Consider the following 23,173-nt stretch of genomic DNA (forward strand, 5'->3'; position numbering starts at 1 on the left):
CAAGCCTACGGTATGGCTTATCGTTTCATTCCGCCTCGTTTTGCGCTTCTATTCCGCTCGCGGCCGATGGTAGGTGGGAGGCCATGCCGTGCGTTCCTTACTGCAGCGCTATTCGTCCTTTCCTCAGCTGCCAATGCCGACACGTCCTTGCTGAGACCGTTCAAAGACGATCTCTTCGCCTATCCGGCCGCGCTGTCATCCAATACTGGCGGCGCCTACACGGTCATCGACTACCGGGAGCCGCGCGACATCAACCAGCGCGACGAAGTGCCAGAAAAGCGCGTGCGTGCTCAGTACACCGACACCGGCGTGCGCAAGGTGCAGCAGGACCTGATGCTGAAGACCGATGTGGGCGATATAAGGCATATCACCGTGGGCAAGACGGAAGGTGCCCGCATCATCGTTCTTTATCTTCACGGGCAGGGCGGTAGCCGCAAGCAAGGCGTTGACGACTTTACATTCGGCGGCAACTTCAACCGGCTGAAGAACCTGATGGCCGGCAATGGCGGCCTCTATCTCAGTCCGGACTTTCCGGATTTCAGCGACAAGGGCGCGGCGCAGATCGCCGCGTTGATCGATCACTACGCCGGACAGTCCCCGGGCGCGAAGATCTTTGTGGCCTGCGGCTCGATGGGGGGCGCGCTCTGCTGGAAGCTCGCAGCGCGCAAGGATATGGGCAGCCGTATCGGCGGGCTGCTGCTGCTCGGTTCATTTTGGGACGACAGTTTTCTGGCAAGTCCCGCCTTCAAGCGGCGCGTCCCGGTTTTCTTCGCCCAGGGAAGCCATGACAAAGTCTTCCCCGTAGCAAACCAGGAGGCATTCTTCCGCTCCATCCTGTCCAAATCCAAGACCTACCCGACCCGTTTCGTCCGCTTTGAAACGGGCACGCATGGCACACCGATCCGCATGATCGACTGGCGCGGCACGCTGAACTGGATGCTGACCAAGACGCCTTGATCGCGGCTGGGCCCGGTCGGTTCAACCTTTACGGCGCGGTGTTGTAGTCGACCACCGTCTGCGGGTCCTGCTCGCCGTCATAGGATGCGTCGACGTCGTACTGGACCAGCGAGAAATCACCATTGCGAAACAGATAGGTTCCCGCGCTGGATGCATCGCCGACGCCACGCCATTTGTTGAAGGTGTTGATCGTGTGGGAGTCCGGATCATAGTTGGAATTGACCGCCCACCCAGTCGTTCGGAAGCCGACAACGTGCATGGACTCCACCTTGCCCTCGCTGTCGTCGTTCACGTAGCGGATATCCATCTCCGGTTCGGTGAATTGCAACTGCCTGACGCCGGATATGTCGTCGCTTAGGTAGTAGATGGAGCTTTCATTGTAGGCAGCGGCAGAACAGGAAAATTGGAATAGCCGTGTCTCCTTGTCGGGATCACCCGGCTGCCCATCCTTGTCCTTGTACTTGATCGAATAGAGCTCCGGCTCAGTGGCTAGCCGGTCCTTGTCGCACTGGCCGCCATAGGTCGCCAGAAAGGCCTTCTTGGCTTGCTCGAGTGCCGTGTCTTTTTTCGGCGGCGGTGGGCCGTCGCCGCAGCTCGACGGCAGAGATGCCTCGAAATCGGCCGTGGAAGGTTTCAACTCACCCTTTTCGATATGGATCGGATCGAATGGAGGCGCTGCCTGGATCCGCGCGTTCACCTGGCGCAGCGTGTAGCAGCCGGCGAATATTTTTTCGCCGCCAGCCTTGTCTGTGGCGCGGATCGCAACAGGGACACTGTAGTAGATGCTGCCGGCGGCGCCTTCATTCGATACCGCGCCGGTTTCCACCTCGACCTTGTCGGTACCGTCATAGCCCTTGACAAAAGCGTCGAAATCCTTCGCCGGCTTCGCCTCTCCGAAGTACCCCCATGCACGAGCGAATTCGTGCCGGTTGATGGCGCTGTAAAGCGAGCGGATAACTGCATCGGCGCTTGACCGATCGTCGATATACGGCGCTTCGGCCGCAGCGTCGGCATCCATCGCCGTGTGGCCTGATGTCGGGATGGTGAGAAGGGCTGCGGCTGCGAATAGGACGCGTCTCATCGGGTGACCTCCGCCTGATGGGTAGATTCTATCGTGCGGATTGCGGCAAGGTGGTGACGCCGCACGGGCAAGCTTGAAGAATCGGCCGCGGAGGCGCTACGTCCCCTACGCCGGCGTTCGGCCGGACGGGAGATTTGACGTGACGATATCGATGTACGAGGCATCCGTGCCTGTGTTTTCGGCAAGGCTGAAGGCACTTTCCAATGTGCTGGCGACGGCAGAACAGAATGCGCTCGAGCGCAAGATCGATCCGCAGGTGTTTTTGACATTCCGGCTGGCGCCCGACATGTATGCGTTGACCAGGCAGGTCCAGATTGCCACCGATCACGCCAAGGGCGCACCCTCGCGTCTGGCCCGTCGGGAAGTGCCGAAATACGAGGATAACGAGGCTAGCTTCGCCGATCTTCAGGCACGCATCGCCAAGACGACTACCCATCTAGAAACATTTTCGACCGCCGATTTCGACGGGTCCGACGACAGGATGATCGAGTTGAAGCTTGGCGGCCGCGAAACCACGTTGAGCGGCATGCAGTATCTGCTGCATCTCGCCATGCCCAATTTCTACTTCCACATCACGACGGCATACGACATCCTTCGCCACAACGGCGTGCCGCTCGGCAAGGCCACCTTCATCGGAGCGCGTTGAGATTTCAGTTTTTCACGATGTCCCGGACCCGTCCGGGACATCCTGGACTGGTTGCTCAACGTGTCGACATCTCGCGGGCGATGCGTGGGAAGTCCGCCGGCTTGATGCCGATGTCGGCTCGGTCGGCATTGCTCATCGAATGAAGCACGGCAAGTGCCGCTCTGTAACGCAGCTGTTCTTGTGGACGCGGTCTTGCGAACATTTCAGTGAAGAAACCCATATTGAGCCCCCGATCAGATCCTCCACGCCCGCACTATAGGTGAATCGTGACGATTGTGCAGTGCAACATAAGCATGCCAGCCATGTCCTGAGGGATGCAGAACTGCCGTGGACGAGATCCTCCACGGGTTGGCAATCCTGTCCTTGATCGCCAAAAGGTGCTGAGCCGAGACAAGAGAGAGGTGGGACAATGGTGGGTTTTGCAATCGAGGCGATACGGGGGAAATTTCCCGCTCTCGCCCTGACCGACAGCGGCCGCCGCCGAATTTATCTCGACAATCCAGCCGGCACTCAGGTGCCGCAGTCCGTGGCCGACGCGGTGTCGCGCTGCCTGCTCACAACCAATGCCAATCTCGGCGGCTACTTCGAAACCACGATCGCAGCTCAAGCCGTAGTCGACGGAGCGCATCAGGCGATGGCCGATTTTCTTGGCGCGGCGAGCCCCGAGGAAATCATCATCGGCGCCAATATGACGACGCTGACCTATCACATGTCGCGGACGCTCGGCAGGACGATGCAGCCGGGGGACGAGATTATTCTCACCCGCATGGACCATGAGGGCAATGTGTCGCCCTGGCTGCAACTCGCCGAGGATCTCGGCTTGGTCGTGCGTTGGTTGCCGTACGATGACGGGAGCTGGCAGGTCGAGGAAGCGACGCTTTCCGGCTTGCTGTCGCAGAAGACACGGCTGGTTGCGCTCAACTACGCCAGCAATCTGACCGGTTCGATCAACCGGGTGAAATCGTTGACCAAGCTCGCAAGGCAGGCCGGTGCGCTGGTCTATGTAGATGCCGTCCAGTTCGCGCCGCATGGCCTGATCGATGTGCAGGACCTCGGTTGCGATTTCCTGATCTGCTCGGCCTATAAATTCTTCGGTCCGCATCTGGGCATATTGTGGGGCCGGCGCGATGTCATCGCTGGCTTGGCACCCTACAAATGCCGCTGTTCATCCAATGGTCTGCCGGAACGGTTCGAGCTTGGCACGCCGCAGATCGAACTGATGGCCGGCCTGACGGCGGCGGTGGATTATTTCGCCGGGCTGGGGGAGGCAGCGGGTGAGAGTGGATCGCGCAGGCATAAGATCGCCAAGGCGTTCGAGGTCGCCATCGCCTATGAGAATCCGCTGGCGCAAAGGCTGATCGACGGGCTGTCCGACATTCCGGGCCTGACAGTCCACGGCATCACCGATCCGAAGCGGCTTAGCGATCGCGTGCCGACGGTCTCTTTTACCGTTGACGGCATCGTGCCCGAGACGATCGTCCGGCAGATGAACGCCGAGAACATCTTCCTCTGGTCGGGTCACAACTACGCTTGGGAGATCGTCCACCAGCTCGGCATTCCCGCCGAGCATGGCGTGGTCCGCATCGGCATCGCTCACTACAACACTTCAGCCGAGATCGAGGAGACGCTGGAGAGCGTTCACCGTGTCATCGCCATGCTCAGGCAGCAGCGTTCCTGACGCTGCTCGACCTTACCGCGCCGTGCCGGCGAAACCGGTCAGGAAGGCGGTGAGGTTGTCGCCAAGTTCATCGCAGAGATAGCCGCCTTCCTGGACGATCACTGTCGGCAGGCCGAGCTTGGCCACGGCCTCGCCGATGCGTGAGAAGCCCGGCGTCGTCACTGAAAGTCCGCCGAACGGATCGCCCTCGAAGGCGTCGAGCCCGAGCGCCACGACCAGCGCCTCGGGTGCAAAGGCTTGAATGCGCTGGGACGCCACCCTCAGAGCCTCCAGAAAGACCCCGTCGGCGGATTTGCGCGGCAGCGGCAGGTTGAAATTATACCCAAGGCCCGCGCCCTCGCCACGTTCGTCGGCGTGACCCCAGAAGAACGGGTAGAAGCGCACCGGGTCTGCATGCAGCGAGACGGTCAGCACATCGGAACGCGCATAGAAAATGCCTTGCGTGCCGTTGCCATGGTGCAAATCCACATCGAGGATCGCCACCCGTGCGGCCTGCTTGCGCAGAACTTCAGCAGCGACCGCCGAATTGTTGATGAAGCAGAACCCGCCGGCGACATCGGCAAAGGCGTGGTGGCCGGGCGGCCGGCACAGCGCATAGGCCGCCTGCGCGCCAGCTAAGACGCACTCCGCCGCGCCGACGGCGCTCCAGGCGCTCCAAAGCGCGCTCTGCCACGTATCGCTGGAGATGGGGCAAGCGGTATCGGCCATGTGATAGCCGGCTTGGCCGACCGCCGAGGCCGGATAGGAGCCGTTGCGCGCGATCGGATGGATGTTCGGGATCACTTCCGCGGAGGCGCCTTCTATGCGTTGCCAGCGCGTGAAGATATGCTCGAGAAAATCGAGATATTCCGGCGTGTGCACAGCGGCCACCGGACCAAGCCCATATTCGCGCGGACGTTCGATGGTGCAGCCGGCAGCTAACGCTCCGGCCAGTAACCTCGCGGCGCGTTCCGGCTGTTCCGGATTGGGCTGCGCCGCACCGCTGGAGAGAAAGGCCTTGGGATCGTGGCGCTTCTGTTCCTCGGCGAAGAACGCTTTCATTCCTGCTCCCCGGTGTTGGGCGCGTCGGCAAAGGCGAAGAAGGCCTCGCCGATGATCTTGTGCGTCTGCTCGTAGCTCGACCAGGCGATGCCAAGCCGACCATAGAAGGCCTTGGCGCCCTCATTGTCGGTATCGACCGAGAGCCTCAGATAGACACCGCCTTGCTTCCGGCACTCTGCCGCGACGGACCGAAGGAGACGCTCGCCGATCCTGCGGCCGCGAAACCGGTCCTCGACATAGAGGTCCTGCACATAGACGCCGGGCCGTCCCATCCAGGTGGAAAAGATCGGAAAATGCAGGCACAGGCCGGCGAATTCCCCGTCCACCTCTGCGATCAGGGTGGAGAAGGCCGGCTTTTCGCCAAAGCCGTAGGTTCTGAGATCGTCGGCCGTCGAGATGATCTCTTGCGGCGCGCCGATATGCGTGCCGAGCTTCAGGATCGCAGCGTGGATCGTTTCCACGTCTTCGATCCGGCCCGGGCGAAGGACGATTGTGACAGCGGTCATCGCCGGATCCGCGCCAAAGCTGCGGTGGGCACGTTGGCGCAGGCGATGACCTTTCGCGGCGCCGTTCTTTTAACCATGGGCGTCAACCGGCAGGTCGAGCTCGGATGCCAGTACCTCCAGCGAGTCGCCGATGATGGAAACGATCTCGCCGACCTGTTCGCCGGTCACGATCATCGGCGGCGCAACCATGAAATTATCGCTGTCGACGCCGCCCTTGACCCTGCGGCCGTAGATGATCAGCCCGCGCTCGTAAGCGAGGTCGAGCAACCGCTGCGTGGCTTTCTTGTCCTGGTCGATGGGCCGCAGCGTATCGGGGTCGGCAACCATCTCGACGCCGGTGAGCAATCCCTTGCCGCGGACGTCGGCCATGAATGGGAAGCGCTTGGCCAACCCCTTGAGCCCGTCCATCAGCACGTCGCCCATGGCCGCCGCATTGGCGATCAGGTCGAGGCGGTCCATTTCGCCGAGCACGGCAAGGCCGGCGGCGCAGGCAAGTGGGTTGCCTGCATAAGTGTGGCCGTGCTGGAAGCCACCTGAGGCGAGCAACGGCTCTACCAGGCGCATGGGGGCGGCGAGGGCGCCGAGCGGCGCGTAGCCCGAACCCAGACCCTTCGACAGGGCGACGATGTCGGGTTTGCAGTTCCAGTGGTCTCCGCCGAGGAACTTGCCGGTGCGTCCGGCACCGCTCATCACTTCGTCATGGATCAGCAGGATGCCGTAGCGGTCGCAGATCTCGCGAATGCGCGGATAATAGCTGTCCGGCGCCACCAGTGCCGCGGTCGCCGCGCCCCCGATCGGCTCCATGATGAAAGCGACCACGCTCTCCGGACCTTCGGCGAGGATCGTGTCCTCCAGCATGTCGGCATAGCGCACGCCGCGCTGTTCCATGGACAAATTATCGCGGTCGCGCCATGCGGTCGGCGCGGGCACCGTAGGCATCGGCCGCATCATCGGCTCGAAGGTTTCGGTCAGCGCGTCGTCGCCGGTGATGGACAGCGAACCCAGCGTGCCGCCATGATAGGAGGGAAAGCGCGTGATCACCTTCCAGCGGTTGGCTTGGCCGGTGGCCACCGCCCACTGCCGGGCCAGCTTTATGCAGGATTCCGTCGCCTCGGAGCCGCCCGAAACGAAGAAGATGCGGTCCATGCCTTCGGGGAGCTTCCCTGCCAGTTCGCGCGCGAGCTCTTCCGCCGGTTCGTTCTCGAAATGCAGTCGGTAGGCGAAGGTGGCTCGGTCCATCTGCTTTTTCATGGCGTCGAGCACGTTGCGGTTTGAATGGCCGATATTGGCGACCATCGGCCCGCTCGATCCATCGATGAAACGGCGGCCGTCCTGCGTCCACATATAGATGCCTTCGGCGCGGTCGATGAGCGGCCGGCGCAGGCTGGAAAGGTAGAACAGGTGCGATTGACGCCTTGCTTCGGGGTCTTGAGCGGCGGTCTGGACTGTCGACATGTCAGGACTTTCCGAGGTAGCGATCTAGGACATTCTGGGTGACGCGTTCGACCATGGAATCCTGCCGCAGCAGACCGGCGACCCATTCGCAGCTTCCGGCATGGAAAACCTCGCCCTTGCCGCGCGGAAAATTGACGATCATGCCATTGCCGCGTTTGACCTTTTCCAGATTGGCGTCGGTCGCCTCGCCGAACAACGTCTCGGCGGTGAAGCGGCCGTCCTCGTCGGTGAGGAACTGGTCCTCGATCGGGATATCGGCGCTTTCCTCGACCTGTGACGCCATGCCGACCGCAAGGACCTGCAGGCCCTTGGGTGCGCCGCTGTCCGCCGTCGCGTAGGGCAGGCCGCCGCGTATTTCGAAGTCGAGCCCGTCGACTTCATAGCCATAGACATGGCTGTCGGCCCCAAGCAGGTCGCCATAATAGATGCCCGTTCCGGCGAAAGCCCAGTGCTCGGGCCGGTAGACGGGGAAGCCCCGTACGCCGCGCGGCGCGCAGCCGCCCCAGCCGGCATAGACGCCGCGGGTGGCGTTCAACCCGAAGGTCGCCGAACCGGGTCGGCCGATCTCGGGCGCTTCCCAGGAATTGGTGGCTCGGGTCACGTCGCCTCCCTGGAGATAGGCCGGATCTTCCTGGCGCGCGCGATATTTGTAGCAGACCTGCCGGCGGCCTTCGTCCTCCAGCCGGGTCTGCCACATGAAATTGCCGGCGAAGCGGGCCGCATGGCCGCCGCGCTCGACATAATTGTCGACCGCGTCACGCATTTCCCAGGTCCAGTATTCATCATGGCCGACGAAGACTGCGCAATCATAGCCATCGAGGATGTCAGGCGAATAGTGCAGATCGTGCTGGCTGGCGAGATCGACGCCATAGCCCGCCTGTTCGGCGAACCGGAAAAAGTGGCTGTCGTAGCTCGCCCAGCCGGACGAGGCGTATTTTTTCGAATGGCCGGTGGCGAGCGCCCATTCCATGTGCGGGTAGCGCGGCACCGTCTTGGGCCGCACGGCGACTTCAAGCGGTACGCGCGGCGCATCCTTCGGCAGCACGACGAAGCCGCGGCACCAGGGGCGCTGCGTCGAGACGATGGGCGAGTACTGGTCGCGGTTCGGTCCGGTGATGCCCTGATAGTGGTTCGAGCCGCCCCAGGTGTTGTAGGCGAGCCAGGTGCCCGTCGCCGCCACCTGCAGCACGCGGCCGGGCTTCTTGCCAGGCTCGGGCGCGACAATGACGATATGGTGGCATTGGATCGGCTTGCCGTCCCGTCCATCAGCGGTCAACGTCACCCGGTAGGCGCCCGAGGGCCAGTCGTTCGCGATACCGAATTCGCACGACGCTTCCCAGCCGCAACCTTGCACCGAGCATTGGTCCGGACTGTCTTGCCAGCGCGCCGCAATGCCCGACCTCTCCAACACGTTCGTTTCGGTGCCGCCATCGCGAATGATCGTCATGCTGAAAGATGGAGCCGTCGAACTGACGTGCAACGTCACCGTCTCGCCGGCGCGATAGGAGAAGCGATCGCTGTAGCACCAGATTTCGCCACGCTCCCCGTCCATGCCCGGCCATTCATAGTAGTGACCGCGCACCGCGTGGCGGCGCTGCTCGGGCGTCAGTCCGAAATCGGGGAACTCGGTCGGCTGATGGTTCATGGACACCGGAAAGGTTGAGGCGAGCCATTTCGGCGATCTGGAGGCCGAGCGTCAAATGGAAACGATCATGCCAGCATTCGTTAGCCGCGCCCTTGGTGCATGTGCATAAACGGACTATCTCAGGCAAGGCGCCATTTCGCGCGCGGGGAGTGGGCATGCTCAGAGTGCAGAAGGTCAAGGTCGAGGACATCTATGTGCCGACCGCGCGCAAGAAGACTTTGCATCCCGAGACGGTGCGCCACCTGGCAGAGGACATTCTGGAAAACGGCATGAAGACGCCGATCCAGGTCCGTCATGACGGCAAGCGTCATGTCCTCGTCGAGGGGCTGCATCGGCTTGAGGCCGCAAAGTGGCTGGGCGAAAGCGAGATCGAGGCCTATCTGGTGCAGGCCAAGCGGCATTGACGCCATACCGGGGCGAAGCCGGTCAACCCCTTGACGATCTGGGGCCATGGTCCGCTGTCTCTCAGGAAATCCTTGACCCTCGTGGCGGCCTGAGATGCTTGATGCCGCTCATCTCAACGAAAGTCGTCGCTGAATCCCAGAGATAATCGCCATACAGGAACGGCTCGAACGGCTTCGCGTCGCTCAAGGGCAGCGGCGCGATCTCGGCGTCGACGCGCGGCTCATGGAAGAACGGGATGGAGAATCGCGCTGTCTTCGGCGCGATCACCCGGTGACGCGTCGCCCGCACGCGCCCGCCGGTCCAGCGCTCCAGCAACTGGCCGAAATTGACCGCCAGCGTGCCGTCGGCCGGCGGCACATCGATCCATTCGCCCGCGAGGTTCCTGGCCTGCAAGCCTTCGACGCCGTCCTGCGCCAGCAAGGTGACGAAGCCGGAATCGGCATGTTCCCGCCCAATGATGGTGCGCGTCTCGCCCTTGTGGACAACCGTGAAGTCCGGCCCGCTGATATCGATGCCGGCCTTGGGGTCGCGCAGCGGATAGCGGATCAGCCGCAGCGTCGAGATGCCGTGCTCGAAATAGGGTTCGAAGACCGTCTCCGGCAGACCGAGACCGCGCGCGATCGACCGCATCAGCGCGTTGCCCACCGTTCGCATCGCGCGATAGTAGTCCGCTGCGGCCGCGCGCCATCCGGGCACGGTAGCTTCGGCCGGCAAAGGTGTCGGCTCGCAAAGCGGGTCGTCCGCAACCGAAACTCGCGCCGCGTCGGCGAGGTCCGGGCCTATGTCGATCCCTTCCTTGTAGGAGACGGCCGCAGGTTGCAGCGGGAACCAACCGCGATAGACGTTGCTGTTCGAACTGTCGAAGTTCCAACGCAGCAGCTTCTGCTTCTCGGCGTCGGGGAGGGCGAAGATGCCGAGCAGTTGCGCCCGCTTGGCCGCGGTCAGCCATTCGTCGCCGGGAAAACACCGCACCGCCATGAAGCCGATGCCGGAGGCGGCAGCCATGACGGCGGCGTCGGTACGGTCTCGGGCAGGCGAGCGCGGGCCGAACAGCGGCGCAATGTCGATGGTTTCGATGCCCTGCGTCATGCTTGATCCGCCCCATCACCATAATCGATGACATTGTATCAAAGCTTTTCAATTGACCCAATCGGCTGTCCCGATACCCTGGCTGTCTCAGTCTCCAGACACGGATCCGGACGATGGCGAGATATCAAGGCGGCTGCCTGTGCGGAGCGGTGCGGTACCGCGCCGACGCGGCGCCGATCAACGAACGTATATGTCATTGCCGTCTCTGCCAGAAGGCAATCGGCGCCGCTTTCAACGCGCGTGTGCTGTTTCGCATCGACGATGTCACGATCGAGGGTGCCTTGGCGACGGTCGATTCCTCTCCGGATCTCAAGCGCGGCTTCTGCTCAAGCTGCGGCACGACGATGTTTTCGTGCCGCGAGTCGGCGGGCATCATCGGCATTACCACGGGTTCGCTCGACGACCCCTCGCTCTTCAGGCCGCAGATGCATATCTACACCGCCTCGAAGCAGCCTTGGGTGACGCTGGACGACGGTCTCCCGCAATATGAAGGCGCGCCGCCGCCGGTCTAGTTACCGCCCGAGGGGCGGTGGGCGGATGACCAAGAATTGATCCAAATCGTCACGAGATGGCCGGCAAAGCGTCATTGGCGGGCCATCATTGTCGTCCTAATTGTGCCGGCGGGCAGTTTCGAGGAGACGACTGATGAACGACAGAATCAGCACCCTGGACGAGCTTCTGAGCGATCCGATGGTTCAGCTTGTGATGGAGCGCGATCATGTCCGCCCAGAACAGGTCCGCATGCTGCTCGAGCGGGCTCGCCCGCGCAATGCTGGTGAGCCGGTCGTACCGCCGGCGCATGTTGTCGCCCGGACATGCCAGAAAGTCTGGCTCTGCCGGTAACCGCATCGCGATTTGCAGATGAATTGTGCTCAGCCATGACGCCGGGTTGACTGTCGGTATTAGCGCCGGTGTGAGCGCCCGGTCGTCACACCGCGAAATGGGCTATACCGGACGTTGAACTCGACTCCGGGACGCGCATGGATCTCTTCAGCCTTCTGCAATCGCTCTCTGTGCTTTTCGCGTTAGCCAAGGGCGCGATGCCGCCGGCTGCGGCACTGGCCACCGGATTTGGCCAATGGGCCATCTCGCTGCCGCCATGCCGAACCACCAGTTTCGAGGCCGCAAGCTATGTCGTCTGCGAGGTCGACCCGAAACTGTACTCGATCGAGCTGTTCTGGAAAGACCCGACGGGCAAGCCGTACCAGTCGCTGCATGCACTGCATGCCGCGCAACAGACCTCCGGGCGTCGCATGCTGCTTGCCATCAACGCCGGCATGTATCACCCCAACCTCGATCCGGTGGGGCTCTACGTCGAGCGCGGTCGCGAAATGACATCGGCGAAGACGGGATCGGGAAGCGGCAATTTTTCCCTGTTGCCGAACGGCATCTTCGCAATCGGCAACAAGGCCGCCGTGCGCGAGACCAGCGATTTTCTCAAGAGTCGCCCCCAGGTCGACTACGCCACGCAGTCCGGGCCGATGCTGGTGATCGACGGCCGGTTGCATCCGAAGTTCCTTGCCGATGGCACCTCGCGCAAGATCCGTGACGGCGTTGGTGTACGAGGTGACGGTGTCGCGGTCTTCGCGATTTCGAACGACGAGGTGACCTTCCACACCTTCGCCCGACTTTTTCGCGACGCGCTCGGTTGCGACAATGCTTTGTTTCTCGATGGCTCGATATCGAGCCTATTGGCGCCCGGCATCGGCCGCAACGATGACTACTGGAACCTCGGGCCGATGATCGGCGTGTTCAGGAAGGGCGGCTAAAGCCGGGCTGCGCTTGCCGGCTCGGTTCACGCCAGCCGGCTATCACGCGTCCCCTCCGCTTCTCTCCGAGATAACCTTTGATTCAAACTTTATTGGTAATTTCCCGTTCATAACTCGATCTGGTTTGTCCGTCGGCTGTCGATTTTGCCCTCGGTCTGTTGTGTTTGAGTACAGGTCCAGATGCGGATACCGGGCGTCATCAGTTTCTTGATCGCATCGCTTTGCCTTGCGGGCTGCACGTCGACGGCAGGTGTCGACGCGCTGGATTTGCAGAAGCCGTCAGGTGAAACCACCAGTTCCGTGGTGCGTCCGCCGGCCTCTATAGCCTCGGCCCCAACCACCAAGAGGATCCCCAGGAGCGCGGGCAGACTGGCGTCCCGGACCGACGACCCGGAACCGGTGGCCGAGAACGCGAGGCCGTTCGGCCTGGCGGAGGAGGAGACGGTGATGTTGGGCGACCAGGAAGCGCCCGACGCCGCGCCCCAGCTTGAGCCCGCCGCGCTGGTCTCGCCATCGAAGCTGCTGAACCGCAACGCACCGCCCATGTTCGCCGGGTCGATCATGCGCTACGGCTTTCGTGATGCCAAGCCGATCAATTTCGGCAAGGCATCACCCCGCCGCCTCGCGGTCCATGGCGTCGACGTCTCGCGTTGGCAGGGCAACGTCAACTGGGGAAAACTGCGCGCCCAGGGCGCCAATTTCGCGTATATCAAGGCGACGGATGGCGGCGATCACCTCGATCCTATGTTCATGAAGAATTGGCGCGATGCCGACGCCGCCGGGCTGAAGCGCGGCGCCTATCACTTCTTCTACTGGTGCCGCACCGCGGGCGAACAGGCTGACTGGTTCATCCGCAACGTGCCCAGGATGCCGGGCGCGCTGCCTCCGGTCATCGATGTCGAGTGGAACGGTGAGTCCAGCTGCAAGCGCCGGCCTTCTCGCGAAAAGGTGGTCGAGAAGATGCAGGTGTTCATGGACAAGCTGGAGCGCCATTACGGCCAGCGCCCCATCATCTACACCGCACCGGACTTCTACCGCGACAATCTCCAGGGCGAATTCCTCGACTACCCGTTCTGGCTGCGCGCCGTGGCGCAACATCCGTCAAAGGTCTATCCGGGCCGCAAATGGCTGTTCTGGCAATATTCCGGCTCCGGCCTGTCGCACGGTGTCAGCGGTCGCATCGACCTCAACGTGTTCCATGGCGACGAGCGGCAATGGCGCGCCTGGGCCGGCGGCCAGCAGCTGCTCGCGTCGGATCAGTAGGCTCCCGGACGGGTCCAGCGCGCTGCGACCGCCCTATCTCGAATAGCGGCGGCGGGATTCGTCGAACGTGGCGAAGGCCAGAACACCCGAAAACGACGCGAAGCTGACCAGTACCGCGGTGATTACCATAAGATCGTAAGTCGCCATTCTCGTTCTCCTTGGTCGATAGCCGAGAAGACAAGACGAGCGGCGGGAGCGCCTTGATCTGGGTCAACCAGCTCCGCCAGGCGGCGCGCGAAATCTCTTAGTTGCCGGGATGGGTTGGAACGGCATTCGAGAATGCCGAGACCTGCGGGGCCCTGGCGGCGTCGCAAGTCGGCGAGTGCGTATTCCCGCCCGGTTACAGTCCGGTGGGGCAGGGCTCAAAAGGTGACGAGATCGGTGTGGCCGAAGCCCTTCGAATAGTCGAGCACCGAAATTACTGAGGGCATCACGCGGAAGATGCGGACCTGTTCCGGCGTCGGCATCGCGAACGGCATCGACGTCTGCGGCGGATATTTTGTCGGCAGCAAGCCAAGGACCTTCTCTGCCTCCGCCCTGTCGGTGACGGGCAGTGCGCGTCCGGCCATGGAAAGGCCGGTGATCTCCATCACCTGGGGCGGATCATTGTCGATGGTCAGCGACAGCCGGTCGTCCAGCGCCAGGTTGGCAGCCTTCTGGCTGTCCAGGCCGCAGAGGAAGTAGAGCGAAAGGCCATCATTGGCATAACCCACCGTCGTCGCCTGCGGCCATCCATCCGGCCGCAACGTGGCGACCGTCATGATCCGATGCTGGTCAAGCAGCGTCTGGATCTTGTCCTTGATTTCGGCGTCCATCGATTTCTCCCGGGCGGTGTGCTGACAGGACAACGGTATGGGATTGTGGCTGGCACGGCTTTGATGTCCGTCAACATCGCCAGTGGCGCACCTCGCGGTTCTCTTGCCGAAGCAAGGTGGAGGCCAGACACACGAAAGCCTTGTCGTAGAAGAGCTTGCACGCTGCCCTTAATGCAAATCGGCCCGATCTTACGACCGGGCCGATGATGTCGCGTTTCAGCCGCTCAAACTTCTCAGCTGCACCCGCTCGTCGAACCACACGTATCGCACTTCTCGCAGGTGCCGTTCCGCACCATGGTGAAGTTGTGGCATTCCGAGCATTCGTTGCCGGTGTAGCCCTGCATCAGCGATTGCTGGCGCCTTGTCGCGGCAAGCGCCTTCGCCTCGGCGGCCTCGCTGGCGGCGGCGTCGGTGAACAGGGTCGAGGCGCCCGAAGCCTCGTTAACGGCTTCCTCGTGGACGATGTCCTCGACCAGTTCCTTGGCCCGCTCCTCATAGTCGCGCTTGTAGGCGCTGGCCTCGTCGCTGGCCGGCTTCAGCGCCAGCACGTTGGAGCCGGAAAAGGCTGTCGTCACGGTCCGGCCGGGGGCAGGGGTGGCCGAAGCACCGGCGAAGCCCTTCGGCTCCGAGCCGGCGCCCGAGACCAGCTTGACCGGCGAGGCGCCGCGCATCAGGCCCTTCGAGAAAGGCGTCGCCTTGCCTTCGGTGATGCCGCGGCCGAGCGCCGTCTTGTCGAAGTCAGACTGGTCGACATGGGCGAGGTCGTGGCGGCCGAGATAGGAGACGGCAAGTTCGCGGAACACATAGTCGAGGATCGACGTGGCGTTCTTGATCGCGTCATTGCCCTGCACCATGCCGGCCGGCTCGAACTTGGTGAAGGTGAAGGCCTCGACATACTCATCGAGCGGCACGCCGTACTGCAGGCCGAGCGAGATGGCGATGGCGAAATTGTTCATCATCGCACGGAAGGCAGCGCCCTCCTTGTGCATGTCGATGAAGATCTCGCCGATACGGCCGTCATCGAATTCGCCGGTGCGCAGATAGACCTTGTGGCCGCCGACAACCGCCTTCTGGGTATAGCCCTTGCGGCGGTTCGGCAGTTTCTCGCGATCGCGGTAGAGCCGCTCGACGACGCGCTCGACGATCTTCTCCGTCACCTGCACCGCGCGCTGCGCGGCCGGCGCGGCGATCAGCTGCTCGATGGCTTCGTCCTCATCGTCCTCGGCATCGGCGAGCAGCGACGAGTTCAGCGGCTGCGACAGCTTCGAACCGTCCCGATAGAGCGCGTTGGCCTTCAGCGCCAGCTTCCATGACAGCATGTAGGCGCCCTTGGCGTCTTCCACCGTCGCGTCGTTGGGCATGTTGATGGTCTTGGAGATGGCGCCCGAGATGAAGGGCTGCGCTGCCGCCATCATCATGATGTGGCTGTTGATCGACAGCGAACGCTTGCCGATCTTCCCGCACGGGCTGGCGCAGTCGAACACCGCGATGTGCTCCGGCTTCAGGAAGGGCGCGCCTTCAAGCGTCATCGCTCCGCAGACATGGATGTTGGCGGCTTCGATGTCCTTCCTGGAGAAGCCCAGCGCCGGCAGGATCTCGAACGAAAAATCGTTGAGCTGCTCGTCAGTGAAACCGAAATTCTCCTTCACCCAGTCGGCGCCAAGCGTCCACTGGTTGAAGACGAACTTGATGTCGAAGGCCGACTTCAGCGCCGCGTTGAGCGCCGCGATCTTCTCGTCGGTGAAGCCCTTTGCCTTGAGCGAGCCGGGGTTGACGCCGGGCGCCTGGTTCAGATTGCCGTGGCCGACTGCGTAGGCCTCCATCTCGGCGATCTGGGCTTCCGTGTAGCCGAGCGTGCGCAGCGCTTCCGGAACGGCGCGGTTGATGATCTTGAAGTAGCCGCCGCCGGCCAGCTTCTTGAACTTCACCAGGGCGAAGTCGGGCTCGATGCCGGTGGTGTCGCAATCCATGACCAGGCCGATCGTGCCGGTCGGCGCGATGACGGTCGCCTGTGCGTTGCGATAGCCATGCTCCTCGCCAAGCTCGATGGCGCGGTCCCAGGCGGCCTTGGCATGTGTCGCCAGTTCCTGCTGCTTGAGGTCGGAGGCGACCAGCGGCACGGGATTGACCGCCAGCTTCTCGTAGCCCTGCGTTTCGCCATAGGCGGCGCGGCGATGGTTGCGCATGACGCGCAGCATGTTCTGGGCATTACGGTCGTAGTCGGCGAAGGCGCCGAGTTCACCGGCCATCTCGGCCGAGGTGGCATAGGCCACGCCGGTCATGATCGCGGTCAGCGCGGCGCAGATCGCGCGGCCTTCATCCGAGTCATAGGGAATGCCCGAGGTCATCAGCAGGCCGCCAATATTGGCATAGCCCAGGCCGAGCGTGCGGTATTCGTATGACTGCTTGGCGATCTCCTTCGACGGGAACTGCGCCATCATCACCGAGATTTCGAGCACGATCGTCCACAGCCGAACCGTGTGCTCATAGGCCGCGATATCGATCGTGCCGTCGGCGTTGCGGTAGGGCAGCAGGTTGATCGAGGCGAGGTTGCAGGCCGTGTCGTCCAGGAACATGTATTCCGAGCACGGGTTGGACGCCCGGATCGCACCGGCCGAGGCGCAGGTGTGCCAGTCGTTCATCGTCGTGTTGAAATGCAGGCCCGGATCGGCCGAGGCCCAGGCGGCGTAGCCGATCTTTTCCCAGAGGTCGCGGGCCTTGAGAGTCTTCATGACCTTGCCGTCCTTGCGGGCGGTGAGGTGCCAGTCGGCGTCGTCTTCGACGGCACGCAGGAAATTGTCCTTCAGCGACACCGAATTGTTGGAGTTCTGGCCCGAAACAGTGAGGTAGGCATCCGAGTCCCAGTCGGTGTCGTAGGTCTTGAACGACATCGAGCTGTAGCCCTGCCTGGCGAACTGGATGACGCGGTAGATATAGTTCTCGGGCACCGCGTCCTTCTTGGCTGCCTTGATCTCGCGCTTTAGCGCGGTGTTGATCGACGGGTCGAAGCAATCCTCGCCATTGCCTTCGCAATTGACGCAGGCCTTCATGATCGCCTCGAGATGCTTCTTGACGATCTTCGAGCCGGTCACCAGCGAGGCGACCTTCTGCTCTTCATTGACCTTCCAGTCGATGAATTCCTCGATATCGGGGTGGTCGGCGTCGACGATGACCATCTTGGCGGCGCGGCGCGTCGTGCCGCCCGACTTGATGGCGCCCGCGGCGCGGTCGCCGATTTTGAGGAAGCTCATCAGACCGGACGAACGGCCGCCGCCGGACAGCTTTTCGCCTTCGCCGCGCAGCATGGAGAAGTTGGAGCCGGTGCCCGAACCGTATTTGAACAGGCGCGCCTCGCGCACCCACAGATCCATGATGCCGCCCTCGTTGACGAGGTCGTCCTGCACGCCCTGGATGAAGCAGGCATGCGGCTGCGGGTGCTCGTAGGAGGATTTGGACTTGGTCAGCTTGCCGGTGAACGGGTCGACATAGAAGTGACCCTGGCTCGGCCCGTCAATGCCATAGGCCCAGTGCAGGCCGGTGTTGAACCATTGCGGCGAATTCGGCGCCACGCGTTGCGTGGCCAGCATGTAGGCAAGCTCGTCGCGGAAGGCGCGTGCGTCATCTTCCGATCCCTTGAAGTAGCCGCCCTTCCAGCCCCAGTAGGTCCAGGTGCCGGCCAGCCGGTCGAAGACCTGGCGGGCATCGATCTCGGATCCGTAGCGCTCGGCTTCCGGAAGCTTGGCGAGTTCGGCCTCGTCGGCGACGGACCGCCACAGGAAGGACGGGACGTCATTCTCCTCGACCTTCTTCAGGCGCGCCGGAACGCCCGCCTTGCGGAAATACTTCTGCGCCAGGATGTCGGCGGCGACCTGCGAGAACTGCGCCGGCACATCGATGTTGTCCAAGCGGAACACCACCGAGCCATCGGGATTCTTGATCTCGGACAGCGCCTTGCGAAATTCGATCTCCGCGTAAGCTGACTGCCCTGGCTTGGTGAAACGACGCTCGATGCGCATTGGTCCGATCCCTTTTGTCTATATATAGCGCGTTTCCCCAGGGATTTCCGCCCCAATGTGAAACACGCAAGTCCGCAGTCCGCCGGCATCCGAAGACAGCCGGCTCTCCATCTCGCGGTCTTCCGCGGCGCCTGCTGCTCAAGCTCCCTTCGAAGCCTTCCGCTCAGCACGCCGACGGACCCGCAGGTCCCTCAAAGCTGATTTTTTCGATTCCCTCGCTGGAGGGAAATTCACATTATCTAGCGCCGAACCTACCTGCAAACACTAAATATAGTATTAACAGACAATTTATTCCAGTCCGACAAGTCTCCCTTTCTCGGTTCCCGGGCGCGCGATCTCCACGCCTCCGCCAGCCTCATGGACAGGCGGAAATGCGAGACGGGACGCACATAATCCGGGAAAAGACCGGGCTCAAAACTATCCGGCCGCACTCTCAACAGGAGCACATGGCCTATAAAAGGCGACTCGTTTTGCGCCGTCAAGGATTCGTTTGCGAAGCTTTTGTGACCCCAACATCTTGTGTGTCACATATGTGGATAACGGGGATAGACTCACTCCCGATCGATCCCGGGGCAGGCGTTCGAAGCCCGACAGCAAACTGGCACCCACAGCTTGAGGCGGTCAGCCGTAATGCAATTTTGGCTTGGGCTCGCGTCCGATAAATTTGACCCCCATCCGGTCGTTGCGCCGCCAGCGCACCTCGCATCGGTAGCTGGTGCGATCGAGCGGCACGTAGAGAAGGAACTGGTCCGGGATGCTGGCCTCGACAGGGATCTTCAACTCTGCACCATTCTCATGCTGATTGCGCAGCATGCAGCCGATCTCGGAGTCCTTGAGACCGGTGATGATCGTTCCGCCCTTGAGGACGCGCGAACGGTGGTCGCGCTCGGGCGTCTCTGCCTGAAAGGTGTTCGCGGGGTCAGCCATAGGTGCACCGCCAATATTGTCTAACCCTACCGCCCAACCATTATCAAACCGTTCATGCTGAAATAGCCGTTCAGACGGTTCCGTCGGCGCCCCGACGCAGTCGGACGCAGGATCCGGTCACGAAAATCCATGTGGGTCGGCGCAGAAATAGGCGACGATCTGGCAAAGATCCGGCTCATTGAGCATGCGCACGGCATCCGAGGATCGCACCCATTTGCGGGTGCGCGCCCGTTTTTCCTTCCACTGGTCCGCCACCTTTTCCACCAGCAGCGGAAACACCAGCACTTCGCAAGGTACTTCTTCGCCCGAGGATAGGACCTTGGCATAAAAGTAGCGGCCGGCTTCAAGGGGCGAGATCGTTCCGCGCAGTCCCGCTTCTTCCGCGGCCTCGCGCGCCGCCGCTTCGCAAAGCGGTTCCTTGGCTTCCGGCCAACCCTTGGGGAGCACCCAACGGCCGGTGTCGCGGCTGGTGATCAGCATGATTTCGATGCCGTCCCCCGTGTCTCTCCAGGGCAGGGCGGCCACCTGCAGACGGCACGGCGCAGTGCCGAAGAGCCGCCGGACCCTTTCGGCAAGATGATTATGCGTCGTTGGCCTCGTCAACATCGGAGAAGCTAGCCCCAGCCTCCAGAATCGTTTGCCGTCTCACGAATCTTAAGGTCAATTGTCGACAATAAAAGTAAAAACTTCGTCCAGCCGGGCCAGATCCCGGAAACGCTCTCGATTTCGCGAATTGAGCGCCGGCCTGGGTGGGTCCTTCTTCGATGACAGCGAAGCGCCTTTGACGGCGAGGCCGCGACTCAGCCGGCGTGGTCGTCGGCGATCGGCTTCTGATAGGCGAACCCCATGTCCCAGGGGAAATAGATCCAGGTATCCTGGCTGACCTCGGTGACGAACGTATCGACCAGCGGCCGGCCCTTCGGTTTGGCGTAGACGGTGGCGAAATGCGCCTTGGGCAGCATTGCCCTGACGATGCCGGCGGTCTTTCCGGTGTCGGTGAGATCGTCGATGATCAGCACATCGGCGCCGTTCTCGGCCAGCAACTCCGGCGCCACCCCTTTGAGAACCTGCAATTGCGACTGGGTCGTATAGTCGTGGTAGGAGGCGACGCTGACCGTCTCGATGACGCGGATGCCGAGTTCGCGCGAAATGATCGCCGCGGGCACCAGGCCGCCACGGGCGATGCAGACAATGGCTTTCCATTGCCCCCTGTTGGCGCTGGCAAGCCGCCAGGCGAGCGCACGGGCATCACGATGGAACTGGTCCCAGGAGACCGGAAAGGCTTTTTCGGGAAGAGACATGTCATGGCTCCGCGGCGCGCGGGCGTCGCGCACGAGCCCGCAGGGGAATGCGCGCGGAATTAACTGGAAAGCCCGACACTTGGCAAGGGCGGGCGAGCGATCGTCCCGGAGCTCAGCGCGACAGGAAGGCTGCCACCGGAACCGTCCGCAGAACCGTGCGCGTCACGCCGCCAAAAAGCAGCTGGCGCAGCCATGAGTGGCTGTAGGCGCCCAGAACCAGGAGATCGGCGCCGCTTTCCGCTATCCTGGTCTGAATGACGTCGTCGACGGAGATGCCTTCCGATTTGAGCACCGAAACGCTGACCGTGGCGCCATGCCGGGAGAGGGCGGACGCGATTTCGGCGCCGGCGGCCTCCGGGCTGTCGTCGAGAGATTCGGGCGGATCGATAACCAATATGTCGGTCTTCTCGGCTTCAATGATGAAGGGCAGTGCGTCGAAAGCGGCGCGAGCCGCCTCCTTGCTGCCATTCCAGGCAAGCAGCACATGCTTGAAGCTGGTGACGAGCGGTCCTGAATGCGGCACAACCAGCACCGGCCTGCCGGCGTCATACACAAGCGTATCGACGTCGGCACTTGGATCGCCGCTCGACTCGCGTTGGGCGGCGATGATCAGGTCGGCTGTGCGGACGCTGGATATGCCGGTCAAGGCGCTGTCACCGGAGAAGCTCTCGAGGCTGCGCCATTCGAACGACAGTCCGGAATTCTCGATATGCCGCAGGAACGTCGCCTCAAGCTTGTCGGCGCGCTCCCGGCTCATTTCAGCCGACACCTGCAGGAATTCGGTGTCGGGAAAGCCAGTGGCCGAGGTGTAGGGCACCGGCAGCGCTTCGGCGTGGATACCGATCAGATGGCTCTGGAACCGTGCGGCGAGGGGGATGGCGCAGTCGAGAACGCGCTCAGCGTCCTGCTCGTTCTGCAGAATGGCAACGATGGTTTTGAATTGCATGACACCCCTCGGTTCACGAGTGATCTTACTCGCAGGAAGAAAACGTGCCGGCACCGTGCCTGGTTCCGGTGTCGACGGTCAACCTGCGGTGGCGGCGACGCGCGCGACCATCGCCTCGACATCGGCGCGCGCGGCCTCCAGTGCCTCCTGGCTCCGTGCGCGCACGACCAGTTCGGTCCAGAACTTGCCGTCGGCGAATTTTGGGTAGGAGCCGATAATGGTGTCTGGATGAGCTTTCTGAATATCGCCCAGCGGTCTGCCGATCAGGCCTTCGCCGAACGGACATTGTACCGTGGCCGACAGCATTTTGGTGCCGGTCTTTAGGGTCGGCAAGACATTGTCGAGCATGGCCTGGAAGATCGACGGCACGCCGGCCATGACGTGGACGTTGCCTATGCGGAAGCCCGGCGCGATGGACACCGGATTGTCGATATGGTCGGCGCCACGCGGCATGCGCGCCATGCGCTTGCGGGCCTCGGTGTATTCTATGCCGCGCGCGGCATAGCTCGCTTCCAGCATCGCGTAGGCCTTGGCGTCGTATTCGCACGGTACGCCGAAGGCCTTGGAAATCGAATCCGCAGTGATGTCATCATGGGTCGGACCGATGCCGCCGGTGGTGAACACATAGGTGTAACGGGCGCGCAGCGCATTCACCGCCGCGACGATCTCGTCTTCGTCGTCGGGGACTATCCGCACTTCCTTCAGGTCGATGCCGATCGCCGTCATGATATCGGCCAGATGGCCGATGTTCTTGTCCTTGGTGCGGCCCGAGAGAATCTCGTCACCGATGACGAGCATGGCGGCGGTAACGATTTCGGTCATGGAAGGCTCCGGCAAGACGGTGCCCTGAGATAGCGCGGCGCGGTCGCCGCCGCAATGCCGGCCGAGCGGTGAACAATCTGTGCCCATATGCGGAGTATCCTTCGGGCCTCCATGCCCCTAGATAGTTCCATTCCGGTGGCCTCGGGCTCTGGGCTTTTCAATCAAGGAGATGGAAATGGCGAAGGTACTTGTTCTCTACTACTCGAGTTGGGGCCACATGGAACAGATGGCCAAGGCCGCTGCAGAAGGGGCCCGCGAGGCCGGCGCCGAGGTGACCATCAAGCGCGTTGCCGAACTGGTGCCGGAAGAGGTCGCCAAGGCCGCCCACTACAAACTGGACCAGGAGGCCGCGATCGCCGATCCGCTCGAGCTTGGCGAATACGACGCCATCATCGTCGGCGCCTCGACGCGCTATGGCGCCATGGCGGCCCAGCTGAAGAACTTCTTCGACCAGACCGGGCCGCTATGGGCCAAGGGCGCACTCGTGAACAAGGTTGGCTCGGTCATGGTATCGACCGCGACACAGCATGGCGGCGCCGAGCTCGCGCTCATCAGCACGCAAGCCATGCTGCAGCATCACGGCCTGATCATCGTGCCGCTGTCCTACGCATATCAGGGCCAGATGGGCAATGATGTCGTGCGTGGCGGCGCGCCCTACGGCATGACGACGACCAGCGACAGCGACGGTTCGCGCCAGCCTTCGGCGCAGGAACTCGAAGGCGCGAAATTCCAGGGCAAACGCGTTGCCGAGATCACTATCAAGCTACACGGCTGATCTCAAAATGTGGTGACGCGGCGGTTTGATAACACC

22 protein-coding genes and 2 pseudogenes are annotated in these 23,173 nt (G+C 62.5%); 10 read left to right on the forward strand and 14 right to left on the reverse strand.

Annotated features, from left to right (window positions below):
• Positions 1-66 precede the first annotated feature (66 nt).
• Positions 67-957: an alpha/beta hydrolase family protein gene (locus LB513_RS13905; protein ID WP_224664249.1), complete on the forward strand. Its 891-nt coding sequence runs from the start codon at positions 67-69 to the stop codon at positions 955-957.
• 28 nt (positions 958-985) lie between these two features.
• Here LB513_RS13905 and LB513_RS13910 read toward each other — a convergent pair whose 3' ends face one another.
• Complete coding sequence (locus LB513_RS13910; protein WP_224664084.1) at positions 986-2,038, reverse strand: DUF1176 domain-containing protein; 1,053 nt, start codon at positions 2,036-2,038, stop codon at positions 986-988.
• Between the two features lie 139 nt (positions 2,039-2,177).
• Between LB513_RS13910 and LB513_RS13915 the strand changes: the two genes are divergently transcribed.
• A complete protein-coding gene (locus tag LB513_RS13915; protein ID WP_224664085.1) occupies positions 2,178-2,684 on the forward strand; it encodes a DUF1993 family protein in 507 nt (168 codons plus the stop codon).
• A 55-nt stretch (positions 2,685-2,739) separates the two neighbouring features.
• Here LB513_RS13915 and LB513_RS13920 read toward each other — a convergent pair whose 3' ends face one another.
• The gene (locus LB513_RS13920; protein ID WP_224664086.1) at positions 2,740-2,904 is read right to left on the reverse strand and encodes a hypothetical protein; all 165 of its coding nucleotides are present in this window, start codon (positions 2,902-2,904) and stop codon (positions 2,740-2,742) included.
• Between the two features lie 189 nt (positions 2,905-3,093).
• Here LB513_RS13920 and LB513_RS13925 point away from each other — a divergent pair, with 189 nt between their 5' ends.
• Complete coding sequence (locus LB513_RS13925; RefSeq protein WP_224664087.1) at positions 3,094-4,362, forward strand: cysteine desulfurase-like protein; 1,269 nt, start codon at positions 3,094-3,096, stop codon at positions 4,360-4,362.
• A gap of 12 nt (positions 4,363-4,374) precedes the next feature.
• Here the strand turns inward: LB513_RS13925 and LB513_RS13930 are convergent, their stop codons facing one another.
• The 4 genes from LB513_RS13930 to LB513_RS13945 form a co-directional block, all read right to left on the reverse strand.
• Entirely contained in the window at positions 4,375-5,403 is a 1,029-nt protein-coding gene (locus LB513_RS13930) for a histone deacetylase family protein (protein ID WP_224664088.1), read from the reverse strand.
• On the reverse strand, positions 5,400-5,909 hold the full coding sequence (locus LB513_RS13935; protein ID WP_224664089.1) for a GNAT family N-acetyltransferase: 510 nt from the start codon (positions 5,907-5,909) through the stop codon (positions 5,400-5,402). The genes LB513_RS13930 and LB513_RS13935 overlap by 4 nt, the downstream gene beginning before the upstream one ends.
• Positions 5,910-5,978: 69 nt before the next feature.
• Positions 5,979-7,364 carry an aspartate aminotransferase family protein gene (locus LB513_RS13940; protein ID WP_224664090.1) on the reverse strand — a complete coding sequence of 462 codons (1,386 nt, stop codon included), beginning with the start codon at positions 7,362-7,364 and terminating at the stop codon, positions 5,979-5,981.
• Position 7,365: 1 nt separating this feature from the next.
• On the reverse strand, positions 7,366-9,009 hold the full coding sequence (locus LB513_RS13945; protein WP_224664091.1) for a N,N-dimethylformamidase beta subunit family domain-containing protein: 1,644 nt from the start codon (positions 9,007-9,009) through the stop codon (positions 7,366-7,368).
• 155 nt (positions 9,010-9,164) lie between these two features.
• Here LB513_RS13945 and LB513_RS13950 point away from each other — a divergent pair, with 155 nt between their 5' ends.
• Positions 9,165-9,413, forward strand: coding sequence for a ParB N-terminal domain-containing protein (locus LB513_RS13950; RefSeq protein WP_224664092.1), 249 nt, complete (start codon positions 9,165-9,167; stop codon positions 9,411-9,413).
• Between the two features lie 61 nt (positions 9,414-9,474).
• Here the strand turns inward: LB513_RS13950 and LB513_RS13955 are convergent, their stop codons facing one another.
• Complete coding sequence (locus LB513_RS13955; RefSeq protein WP_224664093.1) at positions 9,475-10,503, reverse strand: isopenicillin N synthase family dioxygenase; 1,029 nt, start codon at positions 10,501-10,503, stop codon at positions 9,475-9,477.
• Between the two features lie 113 nt (positions 10,504-10,616).
• Between LB513_RS13955 and LB513_RS13960 the strand changes: the two genes are divergently transcribed.
• The 5 genes and pseudogenes from LB513_RS13960 to LB513_RS13975 form a co-directional block, all read left to right on the forward strand.
• Positions 10,617-11,015, forward strand: coding sequence for a GFA family protein (locus LB513_RS13960; RefSeq protein WP_224664094.1), 399 nt, complete (start codon positions 10,617-10,619; stop codon positions 11,013-11,015).
• Positions 11,016-11,148: 133 nt separating this feature from the next.
• Positions 11,149-11,346, forward strand: a complete 198-nt coding sequence (locus LB513_RS13965) for a hypothetical protein (protein ID WP_224664095.1) — start codon at positions 11,149-11,151, stop codon at positions 11,344-11,346.
• Between the two features lie 137 nt (positions 11,347-11,483).
• Complete coding sequence (locus tag LB513_RS13970) at positions 11,484-12,272, forward strand: phosphodiester glycosidase family protein (protein WP_224664096.1); 789 nt, start codon at positions 11,484-11,486, stop codon at positions 12,270-12,272.
• 180 nt (positions 12,273-12,452) lie between these two features.
• A pseudogene (locus LB513_RS25315) lies at positions 12,453-12,606 on the forward strand (muramidase); the annotation flags it as partial.
• 71 nt (positions 12,607-12,677) lie between these two features.
• Positions 12,678-13,535: pseudogene (locus LB513_RS13975) on the forward strand (GH25 family lysozyme); the annotation flags it as partial.
• 362 nt (positions 13,536-13,897) lie between these two features.
• On the opposite strand, the gene LB513_RS13980 reads toward LB513_RS13975, so the two are convergent.
• The 7 genes from LB513_RS13980 to LB513_RS14010 all read right to left on the reverse strand — a co-directional run bounded on the left by LB513_RS13980 (position 13,898) and on the right by LB513_RS14010 (position 22,362).
• A complete protein-coding gene (locus tag LB513_RS13980) occupies positions 13,898-14,350 on the reverse strand; it encodes a pyridoxamine 5'-phosphate oxidase family protein (protein ID WP_224664098.1) in 453 nt (150 codons plus the stop codon).
• 233 nt (positions 14,351-14,583) lie between these two features.
• Positions 14,584-18,366, reverse strand: a complete 3,783-nt coding sequence (locus LB513_RS13985; RefSeq protein ID WP_224664099.1) for a vitamin B12-dependent ribonucleotide reductase — start codon at positions 18,364-18,366, stop codon at positions 14,584-14,586.
• A gap of 621 nt (positions 18,367-18,987) precedes the next feature.
• The gene (locus LB513_RS13990; RefSeq protein WP_224664100.1) at positions 18,988-19,293 is read right to left on the reverse strand and encodes a PilZ domain-containing protein; all 306 of its coding nucleotides are present in this window, start codon (positions 19,291-19,293) and stop codon (positions 18,988-18,990) included.
• 117 nt (positions 19,294-19,410) lie between these two features.
• Positions 19,411-19,899: an NUDIX hydrolase gene (locus LB513_RS13995; protein ID WP_224664101.1), complete on the reverse strand. Its 489-nt coding sequence runs from the start codon at positions 19,897-19,899 to the stop codon at positions 19,411-19,413.
• Positions 19,900-20,093: 194 nt separating this feature from the next.
• Positions 20,094-20,594, reverse strand: a complete 501-nt coding sequence (gpt, locus tag LB513_RS14000) for a xanthine phosphoribosyltransferase (RefSeq protein WP_224664102.1) — start codon at positions 20,592-20,594, stop codon at positions 20,094-20,096.
• A 112-nt stretch (positions 20,595-20,706) separates the two neighbouring features.
• Entirely contained in the window at positions 20,707-21,540 is an 834-nt protein-coding gene (locus tag LB513_RS14005) for a universal stress protein (RefSeq protein ID WP_224664103.1), read from the reverse strand.
• A 78-nt stretch (positions 21,541-21,618) separates the two neighbouring features.
• On the reverse strand, positions 21,619-22,362 hold the full coding sequence (locus LB513_RS14010) for a competence/damage-inducible protein A (RefSeq protein ID WP_224664104.1): 744 nt from the start codon (positions 22,360-22,362) through the stop codon (positions 21,619-21,621).
• Positions 22,363-22,537: 175 nt separating this feature from the next.
• On the opposite strand from LB513_RS14010, the gene wrbA reads away from it, so the two are divergent.
• Entirely contained in the window at positions 22,538-23,137 is a 600-nt protein-coding gene (gene wrbA, locus LB513_RS14015) for an NAD(P)H:quinone oxidoreductase type IV (protein ID WP_224664105.1), read from the forward strand.
• Positions 23,138-23,173: the final 36 nt, after the last annotated feature.

Source organism: Mesorhizobium sp. ES1-1, from assembly GCF_020164785.1.
Lineage (GTDB): Bacteria > Pseudomonadota > Alphaproteobacteria > Rhizobiales > Rhizobiaceae > Mesorhizobium.

Bases quoted from the DNA above. Each gene is read 5' to 3' on its own strand.
- LB513_RS13905 (WP_224664249.1), top strand. From the start codon at position 67: ATGGTAGGTGGGAGGCCATGCCGTGCGTTCCTTACTGCAGCGCTATTC.
- LB513_RS13910 (WP_224664084.1), bottom strand. From the start codon at position 2,038: ATGAGACGCGTCCTATTCGCAGCCGCAGCCCTTCTCACCATCCCGACA.
- LB513_RS13920 (WP_224664086.1), bottom strand. From the start codon at position 2,904: ATGGGTTTCTTCACTGAAATGTTCGCAAGACCGCGTCCACAAGAACAG.
- LB513_RS13925 (WP_224664087.1), top strand. From the start codon at position 3,094: ATGGTGGGTTTTGCAATCGAGGCGATACGGGGGAAATTTCCCGCTCTC.
- LB513_RS13930 (WP_224664088.1), bottom strand. From the start codon at position 5,403: ATGAAAGCGTTCTTCGCCGAGGAACAGAAGCGCCACGATCCCAAGGCC.
- LB513_RS13935 (WP_224664089.1), bottom strand. From the start codon at position 5,909: ATGACCGCTGTCACAATCGTCCTTCGCCCGGGCCGGATCGAAGACGTG.
- LB513_RS13940 (WP_224664090.1), bottom strand. From the start codon at position 7,364: ATGTCGACAGTCCAGACCGCCGCTCAAGACCCCGAAGCAAGGCGTCAA.
- LB513_RS13945 (WP_224664091.1), bottom strand. From the start codon at position 9,009: ATGAACCATCAGCCGACCGAGTTCCCCGATTTCGGACTGACGCCCGAG.
- LB513_RS13950 (WP_224664092.1), top strand. From the start codon at position 9,165: ATGCTCAGAGTGCAGAAGGTCAAGGTCGAGGACATCTATGTGCCGACC.
- LB513_RS13955 (WP_224664093.1), bottom strand. From the start codon at position 10,503: ATGACGCAGGGCATCGAAACCATCGACATTGCGCCGCTGTTCGGCCCG.
- LB513_RS13960 (WP_224664094.1), top strand. From the start codon at position 10,617: ATGGCGAGATATCAAGGCGGCTGCCTGTGCGGAGCGGTGCGGTACCGC.
- LB513_RS13965 (WP_224664095.1), top strand. From the start codon at position 11,149: ATGAACGACAGAATCAGCACCCTGGACGAGCTTCTGAGCGATCCGATG.
- LB513_RS13970 (WP_224664096.1), top strand. From the start codon at position 11,484: ATGGATCTCTTCAGCCTTCTGCAATCGCTCTCTGTGCTTTTCGCGTTA.
- LB513_RS13980 (WP_224664098.1), bottom strand. From the start codon at position 14,350: ATGGACGCCGAAATCAAGGACAAGATCCAGACGCTGCTTGACCAGCAT.
- LB513_RS13985 (WP_224664099.1), bottom strand. From the start codon at position 18,366: ATGCGCATCGAGCGTCGTTTCACCAAGCCAGGGCAGTCAGCTTACGCG.
- LB513_RS13990 (WP_224664100.1), bottom strand. From the start codon at position 19,293: ATGGCTGACCCCGCGAACACCTTTCAGGCAGAGACGCCCGAGCGCGAC.
- LB513_RS13995 (WP_224664101.1), bottom strand. From the start codon at position 19,899: ATGTTGACGAGGCCAACGACGCATAATCATCTTGCCGAAAGGGTCCGG.
- gpt (WP_224664102.1), bottom strand. From the start codon at position 20,594: ATGTCTCTTCCCGAAAAAGCCTTTCCGGTCTCCTGGGACCAGTTCCAT.
- LB513_RS14005 (WP_224664103.1), bottom strand. From the start codon at position 21,540: ATGCAATTCAAAACCATCGTTGCCATTCTGCAGAACGAGCAGGACGCT.
- LB513_RS14010 (WP_224664104.1), bottom strand. From the start codon at position 22,362: ATGACCGAAATCGTTACCGCCGCCATGCTCGTCATCGGTGACGAGATT.
- wrbA (WP_224664105.1), top strand. From the start codon at position 22,538: ATGGCGAAGGTACTTGTTCTCTACTACTCGAGTTGGGGCCACATGGAA.